Genomic DNA, 25,875 nt, shown 5'->3' with positions numbered 1-25,875 from the left:
CGGTCCCTGCGGTCCCTGCGGTCCCTGCGGTCCCTGCGGTCCCTGCGGTCCCTGCGGTCCCTGCGGTCCCTGCGGTCCCTGCGGTCCCTGCGGTCCCTACGGCCCCTACGGCCCCCAGGGAACCGTCCCGGCCCGTACGGCAAGGGGCCCGGCACCCCCCAGTGCCGGGCCCCGCGACCGCCGGAACCACTCAGGCCCCCTCCACCTGTCCCGAGGACTGGGACGCGTCCACGTGCTCGCCCGTCACCAGGTAGACCACCCGCTTCGCCACCGCGACCGCGTGGTCGGCGTAGCGCTCGTAGTAGCGGCCCAGGAGGGTGACGTCGACGGCGGTCTCGATGCCGTGCTTCCAGCGGTCGTCCATCAGGTGCTGGAAGAGGGTGCGGTGGAGCAGGTCGATGGCGTCGTCGTCCTGTTCGAGCTGGAGCGCCAGGTCGACGTCCTTGGTGATGATCACCTCGGCCGTCTTCGCCATCAGGCGCTGCGCGAGCTGCCCCATCTCCAGGATCGTCGCGTGCAGGTCGTGCGGGACCGCCCGCTCCGGGTAGCGCAGCCGTGCCAGCTTGGCCACGTGCTGGGCGAGGTCGCCCGAGCGCTCCAGGTCGGCCGACATGCGCAGCGAGGTCACGACGATGCGCAGGTCCGTCGCCACCGGCTGCTGCCGCGCCAGCAGGGTGATGGCCCGGGCCTCCAGGTCGTGCTGCAGTTCGTCGACCTTCTGGTCGCCCTCGATCACGTGCTCGGCGAGCTTCAGGTCGGAGTCGAGGATCGCGGTCGTGGCGCGTCCGATCGCGGACCCGACCAGCCGGGCCATCTCCACCAGACCGTCGCCGATCGAATCCAGTTCCTCGTGGTACGCGTCCCGCATCAGGGTTCCCTCTCGTGCGTCCGGTTGGGCGACCTCGGGAATTCCGTACCCCGGGTGGCCCTCACGTCTACACGTTCCGGCCCGTACGCGTCCGTTTCCGGCACCCGGGGTGAACCGGCACTGGCTCCAAGGTGAACTCTGGGCGACGAGTGTTCGAGGTCGCACTCCGATGGCTGGGGCCATCCCCTTCACCATGCCTAACCTGGACGCATGGACGTGAACGCGGCGGTCGCCGCAGCGGCGGCGATGGCCGGAGTGCTCACCGGCGTCATCGCCATGCTGGCGTTCCGCTGGAGCGAGCGCGAGCTGCGCCGCCCCACCCGTACCTCCCTGCACACCGACCCCGTGCTCCCGCCCGGGGTGGACACCGTCCTGTCGGTGCTCCGCTCCTCCGCGGTCGTCCTCGACGAGGCCGACGCCGTGGTCAAGGCCAGTTCGGCGGCGTACGCCCTCGGTCTGGTCCGCGGCGGCAAGCTCGCCGTCGAACCCATGCTGCAGATGGCCCGGGACACCCGGCGGGACGGTGAGATACGGCAGGTCGAGCTGGACCTGCCGCGGCGCGGGACCGGCCGGGGCGAGGCCCTCGCGGTCTCCGCCCGGGTGGCGCCGCTCGGGTCGCGGCTGGTCCTGCTGCTGGTGGAGGACCTCACCGAGGCCCGCCGCATCGAGGCCGTGCGCCGCGACTTCGTCGCCAATGTGAGCCATGAGCTGAAGACGCCGGTCGGCGCGCTCTCGCTGCTCTCGGAGGCCGTCATGGACGCCTCCGACGATCCGGAGGCCGTGGAGCGGTTCGCCGGGCGCATGCAGATCGAGGCGACCCGGCTGACCAATCTGGTGCAGGAGCTGATCGACCTGTCCCGGGTGCAGAACGACGACCCGCTCGACGACGCCGAGCCCGTCCGGGTGGACGAGCTGGTCGCCGAGGCCATCGACCGCTGCCGCCACGCGGCGGGCACCAAGCAGATCACCATGGCCTCCGGCGGCACGGCGGGCCTGCACGTGCGCGGAAACCGCGGGCAGCTCGCCGCCGCGCTCGGCAACCTCGTCGAGAACGCCGTCAACTACTCGCCCGCCCGCACCCGGGTCGGCATCGCGGCCCGCCGGATCGCCTCCTCCGGGGGCGACCTGATCGAGATAGCCGTGACCGACCAGGGCATCGGCATATCGGAGCGGGACAAGGAGCGCGTCTTCGAGCGCTTCTACCGCGTCGACCCGGCCCGCTCCCGGGCCACCGGGGGCACCGGCCTGGGGCTTGCCATCGTCAAGCACGTGGTCGCCTCGCACGGCGGGGAGGTCACCGTGTGGAGCGCCGAGGGCCAGGGGTCCACCTTCACCCTGCGGCTGCCGGAGTCGGGTGCCGCCCGCGACCGCGCGGCGGGCCCCGACGGCCGCGAGGACCGGTTCCGCCGCGGCGACCGCGACCCCCGCTCCGAGGACCCGGGAGACCCCGGCATCCCCGCGGCCCCCGGCGTCCCGGACGCCCCCGAGGGCGCGGAGGCCGGCCGGCCGTCCGCCCCCGCCTCCCCCCACACCCCCCGTACCACCGCCCGAACCGCACCGTCCGCATCAACCACCGCATCAGCACCGTCCGCACCATCCGCGATCGAATCGCTTTCCGCCCCGGAGGTCCTTCCGTGACCCGTGTGCTCGTCGTCGAGGACGAGGAGTCCTTCTCCGACGCACTGTCGTACATGCTTCGCAAGGAGGGCTTCGAGGTCGCCGTCGCGACCACCGGGCCCGACGGTCTCGACGAGTTCGAGCGCAACGGCGCCGACCTCGTCCTCCTCGACCTGATGCTGCCCGGACTGCCGGGCACCGAGGTGTGCCGGCAGCTGCGCGGCCGCTCCAACGTCCCCGTGATCATGGTGACGGCCAAGGACAGCGAGATCGACAAGGTCGTCGGCCTGGAGATAGGGGCCGACGACTACGTCACCAAGCCCTTCTCCTCGCGCGAACTGGTCGCCCGCATCCGCGCCGTGCTGCGCCGCCGCGGCGAACCGGAGGAGGTGGCCCCGGCGGCCCTGGAGGCCGGTCCGGTCCGGATGGACGTCGACCGGCACGTGGTGACCGTCGGCGGGGCCAAGGTCGACCTGCCGCTGAAGGAGTTCGACCTGCTGGAGATGCTGCTGCGCAACGCGGGCCGGGTGCTGACCCGGATGCAGCTCATCGACCGGGTGTGGGGCGCCGACTACGTCGGTGACACCAAGACCCTCGACGTCCACGTCAAGCGGCTGCGCGCCAAGATCGAGCCGGACCCGGGCGCGCCCCGGTACCTGGTGACGGTGCGCGGGCTGGGCTACAAGTTCGAGCCGTAGGCCCCGGCCGCGCCGGGGCCGCCCGCCCCGGCGGAGCGGTCCGCGCGCCGTCCGGGGCGCGGGCAGCCGCGCGCCGCACGGCGCGCACCACGCGGAAGGGCGGGACCTCCACGAGGTCCCGCCCTTCCGCGTTTCCCGCGCCCGCCGGGGGCGCGGTACGGCTCGTCCTAGGACGCCGGGGCGCCGCTGGGGCCCCAGGAGGTGTAGTAGCTCTCGGCCGGCACGACGAAGGCGCCCAGGCTCACGTCGCCGGTCTCGCTGAGCGCGAAGGTGACCTTCTGCACGTCGCCGTCGCGGACCGCCTCCCCGCCGGAGGGCAGCTCGGCGGCGGCGTTGCCGTCGCCGCCGAGGATCAGCCGGCCGCCGGCCGGGACGGTGAGGTTCCGGCCGTCGGCGGGCTTCAGGGCCGCCGCGCCGGCGCCGTCCACGGTGATGGACTCCAGCGTCTGGTCCGTCCGGCCCTTGTTGAACAGGGTGGCGATGACCGTGGCCGGGCCCTTCGCCTGCTCGTCGGGCTGGGTGACGACCACCGCGTTCTGGATCTCGATGTCACCGACGGACGTCGCCGCGTGGTCCGGCTGGATCTCCAGCGTCTGGGCGTTGTGGCCCGCGCCGCACCCGGCGAGCGTGGCGACCGAGAACGCGAGGGCGGAGGCGGCGATGGCGCCGCGTCGAAGGCTGCTGCTCACGGCGGCGGCAACTCCTTGGGCTCGAACGTGGCGGCGGCTACGGATAAAGCCGCCCTAAGTTACTGTCAGCGGCCTTAGGTTACCGAGCCGTTCCCGGGCGGGCGCACCCGACCCTCCCCGAAGCGGGCCCCGGCTTCGCCCGGCGGGCGGCGGGACGCCCCGGGGCCGGGGCCCGCGGCGGTCCGGGAGGCCGGGCGTCCGGCGCGCCGGGACGCGGGCGGCGCGCCGCGGCACGGGGCAATGGCCCCGGAGCCGTCCACCATTCACATAAGAAGCACCGTCATACGGGTGGCATACCCACCGGCATACCCACCCCCATACCGCCCGGCATACGTGCCGCCATACGGTCCGGCATACCGCGCGCGATACCGCGGGGCCGGCGGCGCGTGAATTCCCCCGGGGGGAATGCCCGGACGGCCGGTGAATTGATCACCCGCGGGTCCCCCGGACGGCCCGGGTGATCAATTCCGGAATCGTCCGGAAGCCCGCCGCCCGCACCGAACGGAGTAGTGTAAGTCGCACCCGGGCAACCGGACATATGGGGAGATTCATCCGGGTCGGAGCCCCTCCCGGCGTGTGTGACGTGCGTGTTTCGTCCGACCCGGAGAGCCGCTCCGACCTGCGAATACCGTGATCCGGAGGCCCGCCGCAGCACGTTCCCGCCGCTGTTGTCAAGCCCTGAGATATGCCCTGACCTGCGAAAACGCCATTCAGTAGACGCCGTATCCGTGTTACCCTGGATAGCCACGGAAGGGGTACCTGTCACATGACGTTCAAGGTTGGCGACACCGTGGTCTATCCCCATCACGGGGCCGCGCTGATCGAGGCTATCGAAACTCGCCAGATCAAAGGCGTGGACAAGACCTACTTGGTGCTGAAGGTCGCCCAGGGTGACCTGACGGTACGTGTGCCAGCGGACAATGCGGAGTTCGTCGGCGTGCGTGATGTGGTCGGTCAGGACGGGCTGGACCGGGTCTTCGAGGTGCTGCGCGCGCCGTACGCCGAGGAGCCCACGAACTGGTCGCGCCGCTACAAGGCAAACCTGGAGAAGCTCGCCTCCGGCGACGTCATCAAGGTCGCGGAAGTCGTGCGCGACCTGTGGCGGCGCGAGCGCGAGCGCGGACTCTCCGCCGGTGAGAAGCGCATGCTCGCCAAGGCCCGCCAGATCCTGGTGAGCGAACTCGCGCTCGCGGAGAACACCAACGAGGACAAGGCGGAAGCCCTGCTCGACGAGGTGCTCGCCTCCTGACACGGGGACGGGTCCGCCCGTTCCGTTCAGCGCACCGAGATGCCGCGGTGCCCGACGACACACTGCTGTCGCCGGGCACCGCGGCATCTTCGTGCCCGCGGCGCCCGGGCGCTCGTAGTGCCCGCGGAGCCCGCATGCCCGGAAAGCGCGGCGCGCCCCGGGCCCCGCCCGGGAGCCGTGCCCCGGAGGCCGTGCCCCGGAGGCCGTCGGTCCGCCGCGCGCGGCGGACCGCGCGAAGCCCGCGCGGCCGTGCGGCGCACCCGGCCGCGCGCCGTGCCCGGGATGCGCGTTCGGGCACCCCGGTGCCGGTGATCCTCGTACGCTCGTCCCGGGGAGGCCGTCGGGCGGTGTGGCGTGGCGCGCCCCGGAAATGGCGCGTCTGGCGTGCCGGGCCCGGGGCGCAGGCTCGACCGGGGTCACGGAAGGGTCCGGTCGGGGCGTCGCGCCCGGCACGGTGAGGCCATACCCAAGTAGGTCGAGCACACAAACCTGACAGGAACCGATGTCTGACGATTCGCTTCCCCCGCCCGCTCCGACGCCCGCGTCGGCCCCTCCCCCCGCCCCGGCGGTGCGCACCGCCGCGGTGATCCCCGCCGCCGGCCGGGGCGTGCGCCTCGGCCCGGGCGCCCCCAAGGCGCTGCGCGCGCTGGGCGGCACGCCCATGCTGATCCACGCCGTCCGCGCGCTGGCCGCCTCCCGCGCGGTCTCCCTGGTCGTCGTCGTGGCCCCGCCCGAGGGGGCCGCCGAGGTGCGCAGCCTCCTGGACGCGCATTCCCTGCCCGAGCGCACCGACTTCACCGTCGTCCCCGGCGGCGACTCCCGGCAGGAGTCCGTACGGCGCGGCCTCGACGCGCTGCCGGACGACTGCGGGATCGTCCTCGTCCACGACGCGGCCCGGCCGCTGGTGCCGGTGGACACGGTCGACGCCGTGATCGAGGCGGTGCGGGAGGGGGCGCCCGCCGTGGTGCCGGTGCTGCCGCTGGCCGACACCGTCAAGGAGGTGGAGCCCGCCGCCGTGCCCGGCGCCCCGGAGCCGGTGGTGGCCACGCCGGAGCGGGCGCGGCTGCGCGCGGTGCAGACCCCGCAGGGCTTCGACCGGGCGACCCTGGTGCGCGCCCACGAGACCGTCACCGGCGAGGTCACCGACGACGCGAGCATGGTCGAGCGGCTGGGGCTGACGGTGGTGGCCGTGCCCGGCCACGAGGAGGCGTTCAAGGTGACCCGGCCCCTCGACCTCGTCCTCGCCGACGCGGTCCTCGCGCGCAGGAGGCTGAACGATGGCTTCTGACCCCCGCGGCACCCGGGACGGCACCCCCGGCACCCCCGGCGGCGCCGGCGCCCCCCCGGGGGGCGCACCCCGCGACACGCCCGGCGGCCCGGCGGACGGCGCGGCCCGCCCCCCGCGCGACGACACGCCGTACGGCCCCCCGGACGGACCGCCGCTGCCGCAGGTCGGGATCGGGACCGACATCCACGGCTTCGAGGAGGGCCGGGAGCTGTGGTGCGCCGGACTGAGGTGGGAGGACGAGGGCAGCGGACTCGCCGGCCACTCCGACGCCGACGTCGTGGCCCACGCGGCCTGCAACGCGCTGTTCTCGGCGGCCGGCCTGGGCGACCTGGGCCAGCACTTCGGCACCGGGCGCCCGCAGTGGGCCGGGGCGTCCGGGGTGACGCTGCTGGCGGAGGCGGCCCGGATCGTGCGGGACGCCGGCTTCCGCATCGGCAACGTGGCCGTGCAGGTCGTCGGGGACCGGCCGAAGGTCGGCAAGCGGCGCGCCGAGGCCCAGCGGGTGCTCTCGGAGACCGTGGGCGCGCCGGTGTCGGTCTCCGGGGCGACCACCGACGGGCTGGGGTTCCCCGGGCGCGGCGAGGGCCTGATGGCCGTCGCCACCGCCCTGGTCGTAAGGGTCCGGTGACCCGGCCCGCGGGCCCCGCCGGACCCGCGCGCGGCTGTCCGCCGCGCCCCGCACCCGGTCCCGCCCCGGCCCGCCGGGGACGCGTCCGCGGGCGCGCTCCCGGCCCCCGCCGGACCGGGCCGGGAGCGGCGCGGGACCGGTCCGGGGCCGGGGGCGGGTTCCGCCCGGGGCGGAAGTGGGACCGGTGGGGTGTGGGACAGGGGGCCGCGCCGACTACCCTGGACGGGTGAGCATTCGGCTGTACGACACCAGCACCCGGCAGATCCGTGACTTCGCCCCCCTCGTGCCCGGGTGTGTCTCGATCTACCTGTGCGGAGCCACCGTGCAGGCCGCACCGCACATCGGGCACATCCGCTCGGGGCTGAACTTCGACATCATGCGCCGCTGGTTCGCGTACCGCGGCTACGACGTCACGTTCATCCGCAACGTCACGGACATCGACGACAAGATCATCAGGAAGGCGGCCGAGCAGAAGCGCCCCTGGTGGTCCATCGGCTACGAGAACGAGCGGGCGTTCAACGACGCCTACGCCGCCCTCGGCTGCCTGCCGCCCAGCTGCGAACCGCGCGCCACCGGCCACATCACCGAGATGATCGAGATGATGCGCGGCCTGATCGACCGCGGGCACGCCTACGCGGCCGACGGCAACGTCTACTTCGACGTGCGGTCCCTGCCGGGCTACCTGTCGCTGTCCAACCAGGACCTCGACGACCTGCGCCAGCCCTCCGAGGACGGCGAGACGGGCAAGCGGGACCCGCGCGACTTCGCCATGTGGAAGGCGGCCCGGCCCGGCGAGCCGAGCTGGGAGACCCCGTGGGGACGCGGGCGGCCCGGCTGGCACCTGGAGTGCTCCGCGATGGCGCACAAGTACCTGGGCACCGAGTTCGACATCCACGGCGGCGGGATCGACCTGATCTTCCCGCACCACGAGAACGAGATCGCCCAGGCCCGCGGCTTCGGCGACGCCTTCGCCCGGTACTGGGTGCACAACGCCTGGGTCACCATGAGCGGCGAGAAGATGTCGAAGTCGCTCGGCAACTCGGTGCTCGTCTCCGAGATGGTCAAGCGCTGGCGCCCCGTCGTCCTGCGCTACTACCTGGGCACCCCGCACTACCGCTCCGCCATCGAGTACGGCGAGGAGGCGCTGCGCGAGGCCGAGACCGGCTACGCCCGGATCGAGGGCTTCGTGCGCCGCGTCACCGAGCTGGCAGGGGCGGCCGTGGAGCCCGACGCCGAGGTGCCGCTCGCCTTCGCGGAGGCGATGGACGACGACCTGGGCGTCCCGCAGGCGCTCGCCGTCGTCCACACCACCGTCCGGCAGGGCAACAGCGCGCTGGCGGCCGACGACAAGGAGGCCGCCGTCGCCCGCCTCGCCGAGGTCCGGGCCATGCTCGGCGTCCTCGGGCTGGACCCGCTCGACGAGCAGTGGGCCAGCGACGAGGGTGACGGGGCCGGTGAGCTGCGCCACGTGGTGGACAGCCTGGTGCGCCTCGTCCTCGAACAGCGCGAGGCGGCCCGGGCGCGCAAGGACTGGCCCACGGCGGACGCGATCCGCGACCGGCTGGCCGACTCCGGCCTCGCCATCGAGGACGGACCGCAGGGCCCGCGCTGGAGCCTCGGCTCCCGTTGACCCGCCCCCGGTCGGGGAAGATCGACTGTGCCGCCCGGTCCCCCGGGCGGCACACTGCATGAGCGCGGCGAACGCGCGGACACGACGCACGACAGACGCAAGGCACACGGAACGGGCGCCCGGCGCGCCCCGCAGAGAGACAGGGAACTCATGGCCGCGAACAACCGCCGCATGTCCGGCAAGAAGGGCGCGCAGGTCGGCAGCGGCGGCAAGCGGCGCCGGGGCCTGGAGGGCAAGGGGCCGACGCCCCCCGCCGAGATGCGCAAGGGGCACGCCAAGCAGCGCGCCGCCCAGTCGAAGGCCCGCCGCGCCCAGAGCGCCCGCCCGCAGCGGCGCGGCGGCGGCCGGTCCTCCTCCGAGCTGGTCGTCGGCCGCAACCCGGTCGTCGAGGCGCTGCGCGAGGGCGTGCCCGCCTCGACCCTCTACGTCCAGCAGTTCATCGACAGCGACGAGCGGGTCCGCGAGGCGCTCCGGCTCGCCTCCGAGCGCGGCGGCATCAACCTCATGGAGGCCCCGCGCCCCGAGCTGGACCGGATGACCAACGGGCTCAACCACCAGGGCCTCGTCCTCCAGGTCCCGCCGTACGAGTACGCCCACCCGGACGACCTGGCGGCCGCCGCAGCCGACGCCGGCGAGGACCCGCTGATCGTCGCCCTCGACGGGGTGACCGACCCGCGCAACCTCGGCGCCGTCGTCCGCTCCGTCTCCGCCTTCGGCGGCCACGGCGTCGTCGTGCCCGAGCGGCGCGCCGCCGGGATGACCGCCGGTGCCTGGAAGACCTCGGCGGGCGCCGCCGCGCGGACGCCGGTCGCCCGCGCCACCAACCTGACGCGCGCCCTGGAGGCGTACCGGAAGGCGGGCCTGGTGGTCGTCGGTCTGGACGCCGACGGCGAGGCCGAACTCGGCGACCTGGACGCCCTGGGCGGGCCGCTGGTCGTCGTCGTCGGCAGCGAGGGCAAGGGCCTGTCCCGGCTGGTCGGGGAGACCTGCGACGTCCGGGTGCGCATCCCGATGCCGGGCGGCGCCGAGTCGCTCAACGCCGGTGTCGCCGCGGGCATCGTGCTCTACGAGGCGGCGCGCCGCCGCGCCTGAGCCGCCGTCGGCCGGTTCGCACGGACGTCCGGCCCGGTCCCCCGCGCGGGGGGTTCCGGGCCGCCCGTCCAGGCTTGACGGGGTCCGGACACATCCGGCGGGTCAAGGCAGTGTCCTAACGACACATCACTCGGTTAGATGAGTGTGGACACCAGAACACCCCGCACGCCCACGGGGGACCGCTCGTCGGGATTCGACGACGCGCCCGCGCTGAGCATGGTGAAGGTGCCGAGCGATCCGGCCCAGGTCATCGTCAATCACGCGAGCTTCCGCGTGCAGCTGGGTGCCTCCGCGCGGCGCACCAGATCCCTGCGGATCGCGCGGCACATGAGCGCCACCCAGGACACCGCCCGCATGCTCCGGGCCGGTGCCGCGGGCCCCGCCCCGGCCCGCCGCCGCCCGGTCGTCTGGAGCGGTCGCTCCGATCCCGACGACACCGGCGCCCACCGCCTGCTCCAGGCGGTCCGGGCCGGTGCCGACCGGTACACCGAGGACCCGGGCGCCGACGCCGGCGCCACCCAGGTGATCCCGCGCGTCGGACCGGTCCCGGGCTACGGCGGCTACGACGAGGGCCCCGCCACGGAGACCCTGGAGACCCCCTTCGTCGGCGCCCAGCGCGGCCCCGCCCCCGACGGCGCCCGGCTGCTGCCCGCGATGCGCACCGTCGGCAGCGCCTACGACGAACCCGTCCGCTCCGCCGGTGACCCCGACGGGTACGACGGGTACGGCGACCCCGCGGACGGCCCGGGCCACGGCCCCGACGACGGCTGGGACGACGGCTACGACGACGACGGCCTCCTCGTCGACCGCCGGGACACGGCGGACGAGGACGGGCCGCGCTCCCGGCGGCACACCGAGGACTCCGCGCGGCACGCCTACTACCCCGGCCGCCGCATGAACCTCGGCGTGGTGCTGCTGCCGCTGCGCGTCTTCCTCGGCTTCATCTCCATCTACGCCGGCATGGGCAAGCTCTGCGACCCCGTCTACTTCGACGGCGGCGAGCGCGGCTCCATGGTCAAGTGGCTCAACACCCTGCACCCGTGGGACGTCGCCGAGCCGCTGCGCCAGTTCGCCCTCGCCCATCCGGTCGGCTCCGGACTGGTCATCGCCTTCCTCCAGGTCCTCGTCGGCGTCCTGACCGTCCTGGGCTGCTGGCAGCGCGTCGCCGCCGTCATCGGCGCCTGCCTGTCCGCCGCGCTGCTGGTCACCGTGAGCTGGAAGAGCGTCCCCGTCTACGACGCGCCCGACATCATCTACCTCGCCGCCTGGTCCCCGCTGATCATCGCGGGCGCCCCCGTCTACTCCGTCGACGGCCGCCTCGCGGGCAGCGCCTGGCGGCGGCTGGGCCCCCGCGCCGACATCTGGGACCTGCGCCGCTACGTGCTGCGCCGCGGCGCCCTCGTCACCTTCCTGGTCGCGGGGGTCACCCTGCTCGTCGGCTCGCTGCTCGGCGGCGCGGTCCGGGACGCCGACCACGTGGTCGTCCCCGGTCCCGGCCAGGCGCCGCGCAACGAGCTGCCGGGCTCCCCGCTGCCCCAGGAGCCCGGCGAGCGCGAGCGGGCCACCACGCCCGACGCCACCTCCGCCTCGCCGACCCAGGGAGCCACCTCCGGCGCCTCCGCGCCCCCGTCCGGCGGGACCGCGACGGTGCCGGGGGCGAGCCGTGACACCGGTGCCGCGACCGGCGGGACGCCCAGCGAGACCCAGGGCACCGTCGGCCAGGCCCCGCCCCGGGACAGCGCCCCGGCGGGGCAGGCGCCGAGCGCCACCACCGCCGGTCCGTCCTCCGGCGGCGCCAGCAGCGGCGCCCCGGGCGAGGGCGTGGCCCCGGGCCCGGAGAGCGGCGCCGACGACGACACCGGTGACGCCCCGTCCTCCCCGGGCGGCGAGCCGGACGGACGCCTGGTGGGCGGCCTCCTCGGCTGAGGGCCGACCGTACGACGACGGGGTCCCGCACGGTGATGTGCGGGACCCCGTCGTCATGGTGTCCGGTGGGCGGGGGCCGCCCGGACGCGGTGTGCGCGGGCCCGCCGTCCGGCCGGTTGTGCCCGGCGGCCCTCCGGGCCCGTACGGCGGGCGCAGGGGACCGGGGAGCCCTGTGCGGGGACCCGGCGGCGTGGTCCGGCCCCCGGGCGGGGAAGGGGTGCCCGGAGGCTCCTGGGCCCGCCACGGGCCCTCGGGCGCCCCGTGGCGCCCCGCTGCCGCCGTACGGCGTTCGCGGGGCTCGGTACCCGGCGCGCTCGCGGGGCTCAGCGCTCGCGGGGCTCAGCGCTCGCGCAGGGCCGCCAGTTCCCGGGCCGCCTCCGTGAGGTCCTTGGCGGTGTCGATGGCGCGCCAGTAGGAGCCCTGGGGGATCGGGAACCCGGCGAGCCGGCGCTCGCGCGCCAGCCGGGGGAAGGTGGTCCGCTCGTGGTCACCGCGCTCCGGGAGCATCGAGGCGAAGGCGGGGGAGAAGACGTAGACGCCCGCGTTGACCTCGACGGTCGACGGCGGCGCCTCGATGAAGTCCGTGATGTGCCCGAAGCCGTCGGTCTGGACGGCCCCCCAGGGCAGCCGCGGCCGGGCCAGGGCGAGGGTCGCGACGGCGTCCCGCTCGGCGTGGAAGTCGGCCAGGTCGCGCAGCGAGAAACGGGTCCAGATGTCGCCGTTGGTGGCGTACCAGGGCAGGTCGGGGTGCGGGAGGTGGGCGGCGGCGTACTTGAGGCCGCCGCCGCGGCCGAGCGGCTCCGTCTCGACGACGGTGGTGACGGACAGCGGCAGGTCGGCGTTCTCCAGCCACTTCTGGAGGACTTCGGCGAGGTGGCCGCAGGAGACCACCACGTCCGTCACGCCCTCCTCGGCGAGCCAGGCGAGCTGGTGCCCGATGATCGGGGTCCCCGTGCCGGGGATCTCGACCATCGGCTTGGGCCGGTCGTCGGTGTAGGGACGCAGCCTGGACCCCTGCCCGCCGGCCAGGACGACGGCCTGAACGGGACGGCGGGACGCGGCGTTCGGATCGGTCATGCCCGAACTGTACGTGGCGTCCCGCGCGCCCCGTCGCGGCGCCCGGACGGTGCCGCGCCGCCCGTACGGCGACGGCGGGTGCCGGGTGCCGCCGCCCCGGGCGGGGCGGTCAGCCGTGCGCGGCCAGGACGCCCGTCGCGAAGGCGGTGTCGCAGACCGGGCGGGCGTAGGACTGGGCGCGGGCGGGGCCGTAGACCCGCACGGCGGCGCGGCCCAGGGAGCGGGCGATGGAGGCGCAGTGCCCGGCCAGCGAGGGCCGGTCGTTGACGGCCTGCTGGAGGTGGGTCAGGGCGGTGCCCGGATCGTCCTCCCTCAGCTCGGTCAGCAGCCGGTCGCGCAGCACCTCGTGCGGGGCGCGGGCGGTGGCGCGGGTGGACGCCCCGACGGCCGCGGCGTCCGACGCGGCGAGCACCGAGTCCGAGGGATCACCCGACCAGTCGACCCGGGTGACGGCGAGGGTCCCGGAGAGCACCAGGACGACGGGCAGGACGAAGGCGAGAGAGCGGCCGATCCGGAGGGCGGGGCCCCGGCCGCGTCGCGTCTGTCGGGTGGCGGAGTGCTTCACGGAGTGCTTCACGCGAGTGAGGGTAGCGTCACGTAATGACATGGCGACATTCCGTCACCGGTTCGAGGGACGGGGAGCGGCCCGGGAGCAGGCGCGGGGTTGACGTACACGGCTCGAAACGTCCGTTGTGCCCGGGAGGTCCCCGGGGGCGACGAAGGGCCCCGTGGGAGGTCGCGGGGCCCTTCGTCGTCAACGCGGGTGAATTCTCCCGGCGTCTGGTTTGTCCGTGCCCGGTTCGGGTGGCGCGTCCGCGTCCGGGCGGTCGGCCGGGCGCGTTCCGGACGGTGCCGTCCGGACCGGTCCGGTGGCGCGTCAGTCGGAGAGGCGCTCGCCCGTGGAGGTCGAGAACACGTGGGTCTCGCCCGGCTGCGGCACGACGTGGACGGTGGAGCCCTTCGCCGGCACCGCGCGGCTGTTGACGCGGACCACCAGCTCCTGGGCCTCGCCGCCGACCTCGGTGCTGCCGTAGATGTAGCCGTCGGCGCCGGTCTCCTCGACGACGTTGACCGCGACGGGCAGGCCGGCCGGGGTGTCGGCGGCGTCCTTCGTCAGGGACGCGGCGGCGCCGCCGCCCAGCTCCAGCACGTCGAAGTGCTCGGGGCGGACGCCGACGGTGACCGTACGGTCGCCCTTGTCGGCGGCGGCCTTCAGGGCGTCGCGGTTGACCGGGACGACGCTGTTGCCGAACTTCACGCCGCCGTCGGTGATCGGCACCTCGATCAGGTTCATGGCGGGGGAGCCGATGAAGCCGGCGACGAAGAGGTTGGCGGGCTTGTCGTACATGCTCCGCGGCGAGTCGACCTGCTGCAGGATGCCGCCCTTGAGTACGGCCACGCGGTCGCCCATCGTCATGGCCTCGACCTGGTCGTGGGTGACGTAGACGGTGGTGATGCCGAGGCGGCGCTGGAGCGACGCGATCTGCGTACGGGTCGACACGCGGAGCTTGGCGTCGAGGTTCGACAGCGGCTCGTCGAAGAGGAACACCTGGGGGTCGCGCACGATGGCGCGGCCCATGGCGACGCGCTGGCGCTGACCGCCGGAGAGCGCCTTCGGCTTGCGGTCGAGGTACTCGCTGAGGTCCAGCATCTTGGCGGCCTCTTCGACCTTGCTGCGGATCTCCGTCTTGTTGACGCCGGCGATCTTGAGCGCGAAGCCCATGTTGTCGGCGACGGTCATGTGCGGGTACAGCGCGTAGTTCTGGAACACCATGGCGATGTCCCGGTCCTTCGGCGGCAGGTGCGTGACGTCGCGGTCACCGATGCGGATGGCGCCCCGGTTGACCTCCTCCAGGCCCGCGAGCATGCGGAGCGAGGTGGACTTTCCGCAGCCGGACGGGCCGACCAGGACGAGGAACTCCCCGTCCGCGATGTCGATCTCGAGGCTGTCGACGGCGGGCTTGTCGGAGTCGGAACCCGGGTAGATGCGGGTCGCCTTGTCGAACTGCACGGTGGCCATGGTGATGGGCCCCCTTCTACCGGCAGGAACGTGCCGGACGGTCCGTTGTAGGAAGGTGGTGGTCTGGTCCACACAGGTGAACCGAATCTGGACGGTACCTGGCGTTCACCTGGTCTGTCAGCACTTGCAGGGGTGTGAACTTCGACCGAATTCCCGATCCGCATCGTTCACCGGCTCTGTGTACAGTGGTCCCGCCCGGCGCGCGCCGCCGCGCGTCCGCCTCCTTAGCTCAGCTGGTCAGAGCGCCGCTCTTGTAAAGCGAAGGTCGTCGGTTCGAATCCGACAGGGGGCTCCACGCACCACCTGCGCCGATGCCCTCACGATCACGGATCGTGAGGGCATCGGCGTCGGTTCTTGAGCGGCCCTTCGGCCGGGTGGTGGCCGGCTCCTGCGGCGGAGTACGGGGAGGCCCCGGCGCCCGCGGACCTTCAGCGCAGGTCCGCCTCGGACCGGCGTTGCCACGCCGTCCGGACATGAGCTTCCGTGAAGAGGCGTTCCTCGCGGTCATTCCATGCTCTGATGCACGCCGTCACCGATTCGGGGCTCGGCGGAGGTGCCACCAGTTCTTCAGCGGCGAAGAGGACGGCGCTCAGCAGTTCCATGCCGGACGCGTCCTCGAATCCGGCCGTCAGGGCCGCGAACCTGGCTGCGATCTCCTCGAACCCGGGATACTCCTCGTGTACGTGCGTCCGGCCGACTGTGACGTCGCCACGATCGCAGGACGCCTTGTGGTCCTTGACGTTCTCCGGATGGGCCCGTTTGAACTGCGGCCTTCCCCGACGGCCGGGAGCGGGTCCCGGCGCTCGGCGTGCGGACCTCCGCGCACGGCGTGGGGGCGACCGCCGGGCCGCCGGCCGGGGGGGATCGTCACCGGACACCGGGGCTGGGGCGCGGTGTTCCTCGTCGGCGTCCCCGTCGTCGTCCTGGCCGTCGGCCCTGGTGATCCCCGAGTCCAGGAACCCCGTGCCGCGCCGCCGGGACCCGGCCGACGTGGTGCTCTCCGTCGCCGGGCCGGCGGGGGTCGTGTACGCGCTGGAGCGGGCCGGTGGGCAGGGCAGGGCGGACGGCGCGACCGTCGTCACCGCGCTCGGCGGGGCCGCGCTGCTCCACCTCTTCGTACGCCGCCGGCGACGGCTCGTGGAGGCCCTGCTGGACTTCTCCCTCTTCGGCGAGCGCCGTTGCGCCACCGCGACCCTGTGCGTCGTCGGATGCTTCGGCTGCTACGTCGTCCTCCTCTTCTTCCTCACCCAGTGGTTCCAGCAGACCGGCGGCTGCCCGCCGTTGCGCGCCGGGCTCGCGCGGAGGCCGCGACGGCGGGCAGCAGGGCGAGGGAGAGGACACCGCCGGCGAGGGCGAGGACGGGGTAGCCGGCGGCGGCGACCACGAGGCCGGAGGCCATGCCGCCGGTGGCCCCGGCGACGGCGATGGAGACGTCGACCAGGCCCTGGGTCCGGGCCCGGGTGGCGAGCGGGACGGTGTCCGTGATGATCGCGGTGCCGGAGACCAGACCGAAGTTCCAGCCGAGGCCGAGCAGGGCCAGCGCCAGCGCGAGCAGGGCGACGGAGTCGCCGGGGGCCGCCGCGGCGAGGACGCCCGAGGCCAGCAGGGTGACGCCGGCGGCGCCCGCGATCCTCGCGCGGCCGTAGCGGTCCACGAGCCAGCCGGTCAGCGGCGAGGGCAGGTACATCGCGCCGATGTGGATGCCGATGACGAGCCCGGAGGCGCCGGTGCCGTGGCCGTGGTCGCGCATGTGGACGGGCGTCATCGTCATGACCGCGACCATCACCAGTTGGGTGAGGACCATGACCAGCGTGCCGAGGACCACGCCCTCGCGGCTCCCGTCCGTTCCGTCCGCCCCGGGAGCGCCCGGGGCTTCGGGGGCGGCCGGACCCGCCGGGGTGCCGGACTCCCCGGCCCCGGCCGCCGCGGCGCGGGCCAGGAGCAGCGGGTCCGGCCGGAGCCACAGCGCGAGGACCAGCGCGGCCAGCGCGTAGGCGGCACCGGAGAGGAGGAACGGCCCGGCCAGCCGGGGGATGCCGAGGTGCTCGGCGAAGGTGCCGGTCGGCGCGGTGAGGTTGGGCCCGACGACACCGCCGAGCGTGGTGGCGACCAGGACGGTGGAGACCGCGCGGGCCCGGTGGCCGGGAGCGGCCATGTCGGCTCCGGCGTAGCGGGCCTGGAGGTTGGTGGCCGTGCCCGCGCCGTAGACGAACAGGGCGGCGAACAGCAGGACCGGGACGTCCAGGACGGCGGCGAGGATCACACCGGCCGATCCGACGGCGCCGGTGAGGTAGCCGGCGGCGAGCCCGGGGCGGCGGCCGTGCGTCTGGGAGACGCGGCCGACGACGACGGCGGCGAGCGCCGACCCGGCGGTGAACAGGGTGCTGGGCAGCCCGGCGAGGCTGGTGCTGCCGAGCATGTCCTCGGCCAGCAGGGCGCCGACGGTGACCCCGGCCGCGAGACCGGCTCCGCTGAGGACCTGGGAGGCGACCAGGACGCGCAGGATGCGGGCCTGGGCCCGGCCGGGGTCGGGTATGGGGGCGGTCGTGCCCGCGGATGCGGTGCTGGTCATGGTCTCTTCCGGAGTAGGGGTGCGGAGCGGGGACAAAGGGTGCGGAGGCGGCGCACCGGGCACGGCGCGGTCCGGTCATTGTGCGGTGTCGCGCGCGGGCGCGGCAGGGCGGTGGGGGCGGTGGGGCACGCCGGCGCCCGCCCGCGTCCCCGGCCGGGCCCGTCCCGTTCCGTCCCCCGTATCGCCCCGCCTTCCCGAGCCGCACGCCGCCGCGGCCATAGCCACCCGCCCCGGCGCCCCGGCCGTTCCCACCTGTTTCCGCTGCCCGCGCTGCCCGCGCGGGTGGAGGCACACGGGGGGACCGGCTCAGGGGTGCAGGTCGTGGGCGATCTCCAGTTGCGGGCGTTCCAGGGCGTCGCCGTCCTCCAGGTTCCAGAGGAGGTTCTGGAGCACGCGGCCCAGGCACCAGGCGTGGGCCCGGGCGCGGTCCAGGCCGAGGACGTCGGTCAGGGCGTCGAAGCGCCACTGGGTCTCGGCGGGGTCGTAGCGGTTGTCCAGGGCCGGGAGCAGGTCGAAGCCGGGGTCGCCCGCGAGCGGCTTGGGGTCGATGGCGAGCCAGGGCGCGCGCCCGGAGCCGAGGACGTTGCCGTAGTGCAGGTCCCAGTGGAGGAGGCGGTCGCCGGGCTCGTCCACGACCTCCCGGACGGCGGCGGCGCAGCGCGCGACCAGGCGGCGGGACGCGGGGTCGGGGACGGCGGCCAGGGCCCGCGGGGCCTGATCCAGCATGCCGTGCGCGATGTCGCCGAGACCGCGCAGCCCGGGTGGCGCGGGCACCGCGGTGAGCCGGGCCAGCAGCCGGGCGATCACCAGGGCGGCCTCCCGGGAGTCCGGGAGGTGGTCCAGGGTGCGCTCGGCGTCGAGGCGTTCCAGCAGCATCGTGCCGGTGCCCGGGTCGTGGCCGAGCAGGCGCACCGCCCCGTCGCCGTCCCACCGGCGCAGGGCCACCGGCTCGCCCTCCGTCTCGGCGTCGAGCGCCTGGAGCTTCAGCGCGGCCGGGACGCCGTCCGCGCGGCGGACGACCGGCAGGACGAGCGCGGCCCAGCCGTGCCGCGCGGGTCCGTCCGGGCGCAGGTCCCACTCGTCGAGGAACCGCTCCGCCAGGGCGGGCAGCGCGGCGGCGAAGACGCGGCCGGCCTCCCCGCCGTACTTGGCCAGGCTCGCCGCGAGTTCCTCCGGTACGTCGATCACCCACGCGACGCTACCCGTGGCGGGGAGCCGGGGGCAGCCGGTTTTCGCGCCGCGTCCGGCGGATTCCGTGGCCGGACGCGACGGTATCCGCCGGGGACAACGGCGCCCGGCGGGGATGACGTCCCCTGTCGTGAGCGGTCCGGACCCCGGCGTCGCCACCGGTGGCGTCTCCTTCCGGTACGCCGACGACGGCCTTTTGGCGGTGCGGGAGCCGCTGCCCGGCGACGCACCGGCGGACGGGGTGATCGTCGGCGGCGGCCACACGGGGCGGGCGGCGTACCACCCCGGGAGGGCGGCGCCGTCGCCGCGGAGCACCGTGCCGGACCGGTGCTCCGCTGCTACGGCGCCCCGGTCTCCCCCGGCCGGCCCGGCCGGCGGACCGGGTGCCGGGCCGCGGCTGAGCCCGCCGGGCGCCGATCCCTCCGGGGCGGCCACGGCCGGAAGAGCGGCCACGGCCGGAGGGGCGGCCACGACCGGAAGGGCGGTCTCCGCCGCGAGGGCGAGGGCGAGGGCGGGGGCGTCCGGTCCGGGAAGGGGGGCCGTGCGGGGGCCCGCGCCTCACCGGTCTTCCGGGCCCCGCCCCGCTCGCCCTCCCGGACCGTGCCGGTTCAGCCCACCGGGTCCGGGGCGCCGCCGGTGGCACGGCCGTCGTGGCCGGGGGCCTTGGCCGTCACCATCAGGCCCGCGACCACGGCCGCCAGCAGCATGATGCCCGCGGCCAGCCAGATGGCGACCGTGTAGCCGTGCACGATGCCCTCCCGGACCACCCGGTTCCGCTGCGAGGGGTCGGTCAGATGGGCGGTGATGTAGGTCGCGCTGCTGGTGGTGGCGATGGTGTTGAGCAGCGCGGTGCCGATGGAACCGCCCACCTGCTGCGAGGTGTTGACGGTCGCCGAGGTCACCCCGGAGTCCTGCGGGGCGACGCCCGCGGTGGCGGTGGAGAAGACCGGCATGAAGGTGAGGCCCATGCCGAGGCCCATCAGCAGCAGGGCCGGGAGGATCTCCCCGGCGTAGTCGGAGGCGACCGTCATCTGGGCGAGCAGCACCATGCCGCCGGAGGCCAGCAGCATCCCCGGGACCATCAGCAGCCGCGGGCCCACACGGGGCAGCAGCCGGGCGGAGATCTGGGTGGAGCCGATCACGATGGCGATGGTCATCGGCAGGAAGGCCAGCCCGGTGCGCACCGGCGAGTAGTCCAGGATGACCTGGAGGTAGTACGTCATGAACAGGAACAGCCCGAACATGCCGATGACGGCCAGCATCATCGTCAGGAAGCAGCCCGCGCGGTTGCGGTCGCGGATGATGTGCAGCGGCAGCAGGGGCATCGGCGCCCGGGTCTGCCACCAGACGAAGGCGGCCAGCAGCACCAGGGCCGCGGCGAACAGCGCCAGGACGAGCGGCGAGGTCCAGCCGTGCGGCTGGGCCTCGCTGAAGCCGTAGACGAGGGTGACCAGGCCGCCGCAGCCGAGGAGCACTCCGGGCACGTCCAGGCGGGCGCCCGCGTGTCCCGGGCGGTCGTGCAGCAGGGTCAGCGCCCCGGTCACGGCGACCACGGCGATCGGGATGTTGACGTACAGGCACCAGCGCCAGCTCAGGTACTCGGTGAGGAAGCCGCCGACGATGAAGCCCACGGCGGCGCCGCTGCCGGCCAGCGCGCCGTAGATGCCGAACGCCTTCCCGCGCTCCCGGGGGTCGGTGAAGGTGGTCGTCAGCAGGGAGAGCGCGGAGGGGGCCAGGACGGCGGCGAAGACGCCCTGGAGGGCGCGGGCACCGAAGAGCATGGGAGGGCCGACGGCGGCGCCGCCGATCGCGGAGGCGCCCGCGAAGCCGATCAGGCCGATGACGAAGGTGCGCTTGCGCCCCACGAGGTCGGCGATGCGCCCGCCGAGGAGCAGCAGCCCGCCGAACGCCAGGGTGTAGGCGGTGATGACCCACTGCCGGTTGGCGTCGGACATGCCGAGTTCGCGCTGCGCGGAGGGCAGGGCGATGTTCACGATGGTCGCGTCGAGGACGACCATCAGCTGGGCCAGGGCGATCACCACCAGCCCCCACCAGCGGCGGGGATCGGAGTCCGCGGGCGCGGCCGGCTCGTCGGTCCGGGTGCCACTCATTGGGCCAGAACACCATGGAACGGGGGGTGCCGCACCTCGTCGGAGCGGGCCGCGGCGGGCGCGGCACGGGCCCGTTCCGGCCCGCCCGCCCCAGGGCCGCGCGGCCCGGCCCGCCGCTGCCCCCAGGGACCGGGATCCGGTTCCCGGCCCGGCCCCGGGGGGCTCCCGTCAGGGCTCCAGGACCACCTTCCCGACGGTGGCCCGGCTCTCCAGCGCGCGGTGCGCGGCGGCGGCCTCCGCGAGCGGGAAGCGCTGGACCGCCGGGGTGAGCCGCCCCGCGGCGGCCTCGGCGAGGGCCCGCAGTTCGAGGGTGCGCAGCGGGTCGGGGCCACCGGTCCGGTTCATCATCACCGGGCCGAGGACCTGCTCGGAGACGCCCTCCACGAGATACGGCGCGCCGTCGTGCAGGCCCCGGCCCGACCAGCCGAAGACGAGGTGCCGCCCGCCGGGCCCGAGGAGGGCGACGGCCTCGCGGGCGATGTCCCCGCCGACGCCGTCGTAGACCACGGTGACGGCGCGTCCGCCCAGGTGGGCGCGGACCCGTTCCGGCCAGCCCGGATCGGTGTAGTCGACGGCGAGGTCGGCGCCGTTGGCCGCGACCCGGGCGGTCTTCTCCAGGCCCCCGGCGAGGCCGATCACGGTGGCCCCGGCGGTCCGGGCGTACTGCACCAGCAGGGTGCCGATGCCTCCGGCGGCGGCCGGGACCAGGACCACCGAGCCGGGCCCGAGGTCGGTGAACTGCACGATGCCCATGGCCGTGCGGCCGGTGCCGATCATGGCGACGGCCCCGGCGAAGTCCAGGTTCCCCGGGATGTCGTGCAGGCGGTCCGCCTCGGTGACGGCCAGTTCGGCGTAGCCGCCGGGGCGGAAGCCGAGGTGGGCGACGACCCGGCGGCCCAGCCAGGTCTCCGGGGTGCCCCCGCCCACCGCGTCGACGACCCCGGCGACCTCGCGGCCGGGGACGGTGGGCAGCGCGGGCAGTTCGGGCAGCGGGCCCCGGATGCCCTCGCGCACGGCGGTGTCGAGCAGATGGACCCCGGCCGCGCGGACGGCTATGCGGACCTGCCCCGGGCCGGGCCGGGGGTCCTCCACCTCCTCCGGTACGAGGTTCTCGGCGGGGCCGAAGGCGTGCAGTCGGACGGCGTGCATGGGTCCCCCAACGGTGGGCGGTGCGGGTGCGCGCACGGCCCGGCGGCCGGACCGTGCGGTGTTCCCCACTCCACCGCCTCAAGTTCGCTTGAGGTCAAGTGCGGCCCTGCGGCCGGGCCGTTCGCGCAGGTCGGGGCCGTTGTCAGTGGCGGCGGGCAGGATGGGGTGATGGCGAGGAGAGCGGCGGGCGACGCCCGCACGGGCGGTGGCGGTGCGGGGCGCGGTGGCACGGGGCGCGGCGGGGCGGCGGTGCGCCCGCCGCGGCGCCCCGAGGTGCGGCTGCCGCCGCTGGTGCCGTTCGGCGGCGGCGGGCTGGAGCCGGACGGGGACTACGACGCGCTGGAGTTCCGGGACGCCGACCTCTCCGGGCAGGACGGCGCGGGCGCCCGCTTCATGGACTGCGCGCTGACCGGCTGCGTGCTGGACGAGGCGTCGCTCCAGCGCGCCCGGCTGCTGGACTCGGTCCTGACCGGGGTGCGCGGGGTCGGCACCCGGCTCACCGAGGCCACCCTGCGCGATGTGGAGCTGGTCGACGCCCGGCTGGGCGGGGTCCAGGTGCACGGCGCGGTGCTGGAGCGGGTGCTGGTCCGCGGCGGCAAGATCGACTATCTGAACCTGCGCCGGTCCCGGCTCAAGGACGTGGTCTTCGAGGGCTGTGTGCTGGTCGAGCCGGACTTCGGGGGCGCGGTGCTGGAGCGGGTGGCGTTCGTGGACTGCGCGCTGCGGGGCGCCGACTTCAGCGCGGCCACCCTGGCGGACGTCGATCTGCGCGGTGCCGTCCCGCTGGAGCTGGCGCGGGGCGTGGACCGGCTCTCCGGGTCGGTGATCAGCCCGGCCCAGCTCCTGGACCTGGCGCCGGTGCTGGCGGCGGAGATGGGGGTGCGGGTGGTGGCGGAGTAGGGCGCCGGCCGGGCCCGGGGGACGGGCCCGCGGGACGGGAGCGGGGGCTCCGGGCGGGAGACGGGAGCGGGGAGCGCGGGGCCTGTGACGGGGCGCCGGTCCCCGGCCCCTCCGGTGCCCGGTGCGACAACCTCCGCCCGGGGCGGCCGGGCGCGTGCCCGTCCCGGGGGCGTGGTCCCGGTGGGGACCCGGAGTCGGTGCCGGGCGCGGATTCGGTGTCGGGCGCGGTCCCGGCTCCCCGGGGCCGCGCGCCGCCCCGGTGTCAGGGAAGGCGGGGGAAGCGGGACTGGAGGGTCCAGATCGCCGGGTTGTCCGCCAGGTCCTCGTGCAGGTCGGTCAGGTCGGCGATCAGGTCGTGCAGGAAGTCCCGGGCCTCGCGGCGCAGCGCGGCGTGCGGGAAGTCCAGCGGCCGCTCGGTGACGGGCAGCCACTCCGCCTCGATGTCGACCCAGCCGAAGCGGCGCTCGAACAGCAGCCGGTCGGTGGACTCGGTGAAGTCCAGCTCGGCGCGCTGCGGCCGGGCGGCCCTGGAGCCCGCCGGGTCCCGGTCGAGCCGCTCCACGATGTCGCACAGCGCCCACGCGAAGTCCAGCACCGGCACCCATCCCCAGGCCGTGGAGATCTCCCGGTCCTCCTCGGTGTCCGCGAGGTACACGTCCCCGCAGAACAGGTCGTACCGCAGCGCGCGGACGTCCGCGCGGCGGTAGTCGGTCTGCGGGGGGTCGGGGAAACGGGTGGAGAGGGCGTAGCCGATGTCGAGCACGGAGGTGATGGTGTCACGCCCCCGGGCCCGGCCGTCCCCGCACCCCTGCCGCCCGGCGCTCCCCGCCCGCCTGCCGCCCGGCGCTCCTCGCGGGGGCGCGCCCGCCCGCCCCGCCGTCCCGGCGCGGGGCCGGTCCTCCCCGCCCCCGCCCGCGCGGGCCGTTCGCCCCCGCCGTTCCGGCCCGGGGCCTTCGGCCTCGGGCCACCCGCGCGGCCCGTTCGGCTCCGCCCGCGCGGATGTCACGGCGCCGGGGGTCTGCCCTCGCCGTACAGCCAGTCGTCCCAGACCTCCGTGAAGTCCTTGCCGGGCACCGTCCGCTCCACGTACGCCGTGAACGCGGCGGTGTCCGCGTTGCCGTGGCGGTGGGCCGCGGCCCAGCCGCGCAGCAGGGCCCGGAAGGCGCCGTCGTCGCCGACCGTCCGCCGGACGCGGTGCAGCACCATCGCCCCGCGCTGGTAGACGGGGCTGTCGGAGATGTGCGCCGCACCGCTCGGCTCGGCGGGCGGGAAGGCCCAGACCGCCCGTGCGGCCTCCTCGTCGCCGTCGGAGCGGACGCCGTCGTACCGCGCCCGGAACGTCTCCTCGGCCGTGGCGCCGCCGTGGTCCTCCGCCCACAGCCACTCCGCGTAGGTGGCGAACCCCTCGTTGAGCCACATGTCCCGCCAGGAGCGGGGGGTGACCGAGTCGCCGTACCACTGGTGGGCGAGTTCGTGGACGAGGGTCGACAGGTCGGGGGCGCCGGGGAAGTACGGCCGGTTCTGGGTCTCCAGGGCGTAGCCGGAGTCGCCGGGGCGGTCGACGATCACGCCGGTGGAGGAGAAGGGGTAGGGGCCGAAGACCTCCTGCCCCCACTCCACGATCTCCGGGAGGCGCGCCAGCACCGCGCGGCTCGCCGCCTCCTGCTCCGGGTCGACGGCGGTGTGGACCGGCAGCCCGTCGGCGGTGGTGGAGCGCAGGACCCGCCAGCGGCCGATCGCGACCGTGGCGACGTAGCTCGCCATCGGCTCGGTGACGCGCCAGCGGGCGGTGGTCCGCCCGTCCCGGGTCGAGGTGCCCGCCGGTTCACCGTTGGACACCACCCCGAGGCCCTCGGGGACGGTCACCGCGATGTCGTAGGCGGCCTTGTCGGAGGGGTGGTGGTTGCCGGGGTACCAGGCCATGGAGCCGGTGGGCTCGCCGAGCCCGACCGCGCCGTCGGCGGTGGGCAGCCAGCCCTCCTCGGAGCCGTCGGGGTCGGTGATGGTCTCCGGCCGGCCGGAGTAGCGGACGGCGACGCGGAAGACCGTGCCCCGGTCCAGGTCGTCGGCGGGGCGCACGGTCAGTTCCTGCCCGGCCCGGTTCCAGCGGGCGGGGCGGTCCTGGACGGTGACCTCCTCGACGCGCAGGCCCTTGAGGTCGAGGTTGAAGGCGGAGAGGTCCCGTGTGGCGCGGGCCGTGATGACCGCGGTGCCCGTGAGGCGGGCGGCGGCCGGGTCGTAGGCGAGGTCGAGGCCGTAGTGGCGCACGTCGTAACCGCCGTTGCCCGCCCTCGGGAAGTACGGGTCGCGCAGCCCCGGCCCGCCCGGCCCGCCGCGCACCCCGCCGCAGCCGCCCAGGGCCGCGACGGCCGCGAGGGCGACGGCGGCGGCGAGCGGACGGGCGGGACGCATGGCGCGATCCTATGGTCCGGCCCGCTCACCCGCCGGGAGCGGTGCGGCGGCGCGGTGAGCGGGGCACCCGCCGTGGCCCGGGGCGCGCCCGGGGTGGCTGGGTGCCCGCGGTGACTTGGGGTGCCCGCTGTGACTGGGGCGCCCGCCGTGCGGCGGCGCCGCTCCGCCCCGCCCCGCCGGGGGCGCGCACCGGTGCCCGGGGCGGGGCGGGACGCGGGTCCTCTGACGCGGCCCGGTCGGCTCGGTGCCCCGGGGAGCGTGCGCGATCCGGCGGGCCGCCCGGGGGCGGCCCACCGCAGGGCGACGTGAGGCCCCCGACGCCGCGGCGGGACGCCGCGCCCGGGCGCGTCCCGGTGCGCACGGGTGTCGGGATCCGGGGCCGGATCCGGTGCCGGGCCCCAGGAGGGGCGCTGCGGGGCGCGGCAGAGGCAGAGGCGGAGGTGGAGGCGGAGGCGGCGGGAGCGGAGGCGCGGGGTGGGGGCGGGGTGAGGACGGGGGCCGGCGGGGGAGTGGCCGCTCGGCCGCCCCCGCCGGCCCCTGCTCCTCCGCCCGGCCCACCGGTCACCCGGGCGGACCCCCGCGGCCCTCCGGTGATCCGAGCGGCCCCGGCGGTCCCAGCCGCAGTGGCCGCAGTGGCCGCAGCGGCCTCAACGGCCCTATGGCCCCCGGCTCAGCGCAGGGTGTCGGCGCCGGCCCGGGCGAACTGTTCGTCGAGGGTGCCGGAGGGGGCGCCGGCGACGCCGATGCCGGCGATGGGGGCG

The 25,875-nt window shown here is 75.5% G+C and carries 20 protein-coding genes, 1 tRNA gene and 2 pseudogenes; 10 read left to right on the top strand and 13 right to left on the bottom strand.

What is annotated here, in order from left to right:
- Positions 1-190: 190 nt before the first annotated feature.
- Positions 191-868 (bottom strand): phosphate signaling complex protein PhoU, encoded by a 678-nt coding sequence (gene phoU, locus ACZ7LB_RS27085; RefSeq protein ID WP_471471835.1) that lies wholly within the window; start codon positions 866-868, stop codon positions 191-193.
- Between the two features lie 210 nt (positions 869-1,078).
- Here phoU and ACZ7LB_RS27080 point away from each other — a divergent pair, with 210 nt between their 5' ends.
- Both ACZ7LB_RS27080 and phoP read left to right on the top strand, forming a co-directional pair.
- Positions 1,079-2,506 carry a sensor histidine kinase gene (locus tag ACZ7LB_RS27080; protein WP_471471834.1) on the top strand — a complete coding sequence of 476 codons (1,428 nt, stop codon included), beginning with the start codon at positions 1,079-1,081 and terminating at the stop codon, positions 2,504-2,506.
- Entirely contained in the window at positions 2,503-3,183 is a 681-nt protein-coding gene (phoP, locus tag ACZ7LB_RS27075) for a two-component system response regulator PhoP (RefSeq protein WP_161223910.1), read from the top strand. Before ACZ7LB_RS27080 ends, phoP begins: the two co-directional genes overlap by 4 nt.
- Before the next feature lie 170 nt (positions 3,184-3,353).
- Here the strand turns inward: phoP and ACZ7LB_RS27070 are convergent.
- Positions 3,354-3,872: pseudogene (locus tag ACZ7LB_RS27070) on the bottom strand (copper chaperone PCu(A)C); the annotation flags it as partial.
- Positions 3,873-4,638: 766 nt separating this feature from the next.
- Between ACZ7LB_RS27070 and ACZ7LB_RS27065 the strand changes: the two are divergent.
- The 6 genes from ACZ7LB_RS27065 to ACZ7LB_RS27040 all read left to right on the top strand — a co-directional run bounded on the left by ACZ7LB_RS27065 (position 4,639) and on the right by ACZ7LB_RS27040 (position 11,685).
- A complete protein-coding gene (locus ACZ7LB_RS27065; RefSeq protein WP_003953493.1) occupies positions 4,639-5,121 on the top strand; it encodes a CarD family transcriptional regulator in 483 nt (160 codons plus the stop codon).
- A gap of 502 nt (positions 5,122-5,623) precedes the next feature.
- A complete protein-coding gene (gene ispD, locus ACZ7LB_RS27060) occupies positions 5,624-6,409 on the top strand; it encodes a 2-C-methyl-D-erythritol 4-phosphate cytidylyltransferase (RefSeq protein WP_471471833.1) in 786 nt (261 codons plus the stop codon).
- A 154-nt stretch (positions 6,410-6,563) separates the two neighbouring features.
- Positions 6,564-7,037 (top strand): 2-C-methyl-D-erythritol 2,4-cyclodiphosphate synthase, encoded by a 474-nt coding sequence (gene ispF, locus ACZ7LB_RS27055; RefSeq protein WP_471471909.1) that lies wholly within the window; start codon positions 6,564-6,566, stop codon positions 7,035-7,037.
- Positions 7,038-7,263: 226 nt separating this feature from the next.
- Positions 7,264-8,667 (top strand): cysteine--tRNA ligase, encoded by a 1,404-nt coding sequence (gene cysS / locus ACZ7LB_RS27050; protein WP_471471832.1) that lies wholly within the window; start codon positions 7,264-7,266, stop codon positions 8,665-8,667.
- A gap of 150 nt (positions 8,668-8,817) precedes the next feature.
- Positions 8,818-9,759, top strand: a complete 942-nt coding sequence (gene rlmB / locus ACZ7LB_RS27045) for a 23S rRNA (guanosine(2251)-2'-O)-methyltransferase RlmB (protein ID WP_471471831.1) — start codon at positions 8,818-8,820, stop codon at positions 9,757-9,759.
- 138 nt (positions 9,760-9,897) lie between these two features.
- Positions 9,898-11,685, top strand: coding sequence for a DoxX family protein (locus ACZ7LB_RS27040; protein WP_471471830.1), 1,788 nt, complete (start codon positions 9,898-9,900; stop codon positions 11,683-11,685).
- Positions 11,686-12,024: 339 nt separating this feature from the next.
- Here ACZ7LB_RS27040 and ACZ7LB_RS27035 read toward each other — a convergent pair whose 3' ends face one another.
- From ACZ7LB_RS27035 to ACZ7LB_RS27025, 3 genes are all read right to left on the bottom strand, one after another.
- A complete protein-coding gene (locus tag ACZ7LB_RS27035) occupies positions 12,025-12,762 on the bottom strand; it encodes a nucleotidyltransferase family protein (protein WP_471471829.1) in 738 nt (245 codons plus the stop codon).
- A gap of 109 nt (positions 12,763-12,871) precedes the next feature.
- A complete protein-coding gene (locus ACZ7LB_RS27030) occupies positions 12,872-13,327 on the bottom strand; it encodes a hypothetical protein (RefSeq protein WP_471471908.1) in 456 nt (151 codons plus the stop codon).
- A gap of 312 nt (positions 13,328-13,639) precedes the next feature.
- Entirely contained in the window at positions 13,640-14,782 is a 1,143-nt protein-coding gene (locus tag ACZ7LB_RS27025) for an ABC transporter ATP-binding protein (protein ID WP_471471828.1), read from the bottom strand.
- Positions 14,783-15,000: 218 nt separating this feature from the next.
- Between ACZ7LB_RS27025 and ACZ7LB_RS27020 the strand changes: the two genes are divergently transcribed.
- Positions 15,001-15,077, top strand: a tRNA-Thr gene (locus ACZ7LB_RS27020).
- 133 nt (positions 15,078-15,210) lie between these two features.
- Here the strand turns inward: ACZ7LB_RS27020 and ACZ7LB_RS27015 are convergent.
- The 5 genes from ACZ7LB_RS27015 to ACZ7LB_RS26995 all read right to left on the bottom strand — a co-directional run bounded on the left by ACZ7LB_RS27015 (position 15,211) and on the right by ACZ7LB_RS26995 (position 21,802).
- Positions 15,211-15,384, bottom strand: a complete 174-nt coding sequence (locus ACZ7LB_RS27015; protein WP_471471827.1) for a hypothetical protein — start codon at positions 15,382-15,384, stop codon at positions 15,211-15,213.
- Positions 15,385-16,025: 641 nt separating this feature from the next.
- Positions 16,026-17,354 carry an MFS transporter gene (locus tag ACZ7LB_RS27010; protein WP_471471826.1) on the bottom strand — a complete coding sequence of 443 codons (1,329 nt, stop codon included), beginning with the start codon at positions 17,352-17,354 and terminating at the stop codon, positions 16,026-16,028.
- 306 nt (positions 17,355-17,660) lie between these two features.
- Positions 17,661-18,542 carry an aminoglycoside phosphotransferase family protein gene (locus tag ACZ7LB_RS27005; protein WP_471471825.1) on the bottom strand — a complete coding sequence of 294 codons (882 nt, stop codon included), beginning with the start codon at positions 18,540-18,542 and terminating at the stop codon, positions 17,661-17,663.
- 608 nt (positions 18,543-19,150) lie between these two features.
- Complete coding sequence (locus tag ACZ7LB_RS27000) at positions 19,151-20,653, bottom strand: MFS transporter (protein ID WP_471471824.1); 1,503 nt, start codon at positions 20,651-20,653, stop codon at positions 19,151-19,153.
- Positions 20,654-20,821: 168 nt separating this feature from the next.
- Complete coding sequence (locus ACZ7LB_RS26995) at positions 20,822-21,802, bottom strand: zinc-binding dehydrogenase (RefSeq protein ID WP_471471823.1); 981 nt, start codon at positions 21,800-21,802, stop codon at positions 20,822-20,824.
- A 168-nt stretch (positions 21,803-21,970) separates the two neighbouring features.
- Between ACZ7LB_RS26995 and ACZ7LB_RS26990 the strand changes: the two genes are divergently transcribed.
- Positions 21,971-22,702 (top strand): pentapeptide repeat-containing protein, encoded by a 732-nt coding sequence (locus ACZ7LB_RS26990; RefSeq protein WP_471471822.1) that lies wholly within the window; start codon positions 21,971-21,973, stop codon positions 22,700-22,702.
- A gap of 262 nt (positions 22,703-22,964) precedes the next feature.
- Here the strand turns inward: ACZ7LB_RS26990 and ACZ7LB_RS26985 are convergent, their stop codons facing one another.
- The 3 genes and pseudogenes from ACZ7LB_RS26985 to ACZ7LB_RS26975 form a co-directional block, all read right to left on the bottom strand.
- A complete protein-coding gene (locus tag ACZ7LB_RS26985; RefSeq protein WP_471471821.1) occupies positions 22,965-23,465 on the bottom strand; it encodes a hypothetical protein in 501 nt (166 codons plus the stop codon).
- A gap of 239 nt (positions 23,466-23,704) precedes the next feature.
- The gene (locus tag ACZ7LB_RS26980; RefSeq protein ID WP_471471820.1) at positions 23,705-25,114 is read right to left on the bottom strand and encodes a M1 family metallopeptidase; all 1,410 of its coding nucleotides are present in this window, start codon (positions 25,112-25,114) and stop codon (positions 23,705-23,707) included.
- Between the two features lie 670 nt (positions 25,115-25,784).
- A pseudogene (locus ACZ7LB_RS26975) lies at positions 25,785-25,875 on the bottom strand (heme-binding protein); the annotation flags it as partial.

This window comes from Streptomyces sp. NPDC107521, from assembly GCF_055598485.1.
The sequence above is the reverse complement of the archived record's forward strand: the minus strand, read 5'-3'. Positions and strand labels throughout refer to the sequence as shown.